This window comes from Lutibacter sp. HS1-25, assembly GCF_004121075.1.
Classification (GTDB): domain Bacteria; phylum Bacteroidota; class Bacteroidia; order Flavobacteriales; family Flavobacteriaceae; genus Lutibacter.
This window is the reverse complement of the sequence record NZ_RHLN01000087.1, coordinates 1-1789: the sequence shown is the minus strand read 5'-3', so window position 1 is coordinate 1789 and position 1789 is coordinate 1. Positions and strand designations below refer to the sequence as shown.

The following is a 1789-nucleotide window of genomic DNA, read 5'->3' as shown; positions in this document are numbered from 1 at the left end:
TTTTCAATGTTAGCAGTAACTTCTAATCGTAAAACACTTTCACAACCAGAAGTATTTGTTATTGTAGCGTAATAAACTTTACCATCAACCAAAGCAGCTGTTTTAGTTAAAGGAATTGTAGCATTATCACTATCGTACCAATTGATGTTATTTCCACTAGGACTTAAACTGTCAACAGTTGGATTTTCAATTTCACAGAAAGTTTGAGTTGTAGGACCTGTTGGAGGAGTAACTACTTCGATTACTACTGCTACATTAGCGGATGCATCAGGGCAAGCACCTAAACTACTTTTAACAGTATAAGTGTATGTTCCAGAGCTATTAACACCAGGTTCAAAAGTACCTAAGTAACCACCAGATAGAGAACTTGGCCCTGTCCAAACACCAGTAATATCAGGACTTCCTCCTAATTTATCAAATAAATTAGTTGTAACTAAATCAATTTCGCACTCGTTTAATGATGAACTTATTCCTGCATTTGGAGGGGTGTCAATAAAAACTGTTGTTTTAGCTCTTTCTAAGCTTTCACAACCAACGCTTTCTTGAGTTGCCCAATAATCTTCACCATTAATTAAGGCTGTTGAAATATCTAAAGGTAGAGATGCCATTTCAGATTCGTACCAAATAACATTGTTTTCTATAGCTTTTAAATTATCTACAGTAGGATTGGAAGTAGCACAAAATGTTTGTGTTGGAGCCACGGTAGGCGTTTCTGGAGCAATTAAAATAACGGCAGTTCCCAATCTTTTACTAGTACATCCATTTGCGGTTTGCTGTACATAATAAGTTACCCCATTTACCAGTGGGGTTGAGTCTGAAAGTAAGTTGCCACCAGTTTTGGCATCATACCATTCAATATTTGTACCAGTTGCTGGTAAATCTGCTATTGTAGCATTTTCATCGGCACAAACACCTATAATAGAGTAAGTATTTGTTGGAGGTGTTCCATTAATTGTTACGGTAACAGCAAGTCTGTTTGGGCTACAACTTCCACCTGTAATATCATCTGCATAATAGGTTTTGTTATTTTCTAAACGGAGTAATTTATCATACTGAGTTCCTCCAGAAGGAGCATCAAACCATGCAATTTCACCACCAGAAACTATAAAATTTTCAATTTTAGGTTCATTGCTATCACAAAAAATTTGAGAAGTATTTCCTATTGGGGTTGGATTTACACATTGTGAATATGTCAGTTCATGACTTAAAAAGGCTAAAACAAAGAATAATAATATTGTATTAATATTCAATGAAAATTTTTCTTTTTTCATTAGTTGGGTATTGGTTAGTTTTTTGATTTCGAATAAATGAAATCGTTTGGTATATCAAAAATAGTTAATTTTATTCAATTTTAGATGAATAAGTTGTTTTTTGAAGTATGATGTTTCTGTGTAAATTTGTTGAAAATAAAGTTGATTCATCGTGTTTTTTTTAGGAGATTACTTACATTTGATGTTAAAAATTATAATATATGAATATACATTTTATAGCAATAGGAGGTAGTGCTATGCATAATTTAGCCCTGGCTTTGAAAGAAAAAGGGTATACTATTTCAGGAAGTGACGATGCTATTTTTGAACCTTCAAAAACAAGGTTGGCAAATAAAGGTTTGTTACCTAGTGATTTTGGATGGTTTTCAGAAAAAATCACATCAGATTTGGATGCTGTAATTTTAGGAATGCATGCAAAACCCGATAATCCTGAGCTAAAAAAAGCACAGGAATTGGGTCTGAAAATATATTCATATCCAGAGTTTTTATATGAACAGTCTAAAGATAAAACACGTGTT

The 1789-nt window shown here is 33.2% G+C and carries 2 protein-coding genes; one reads left to right on the top strand and one right to left on the bottom strand.

Annotated features, from left to right (window positions below; all coding sequences use genetic code 11):
- Positions 1–1271: hypothetical protein (locus EC396_RS12370; protein WP_164975282.1), on the bottom strand; the 1271-nt coding region annotated here is incomplete at its 3' end.
- Positions 1272–1471: 200 nt separating this feature from the next.
- Here EC396_RS12370 and EC396_RS12365 point away from each other — a divergent pair.
- Positions 1472–1789 (top strand): Mur ligase domain-containing protein (locus EC396_RS12365; RefSeq protein WP_240665703.1); only part of this gene is annotated, 318 nt, incomplete at its 3' end.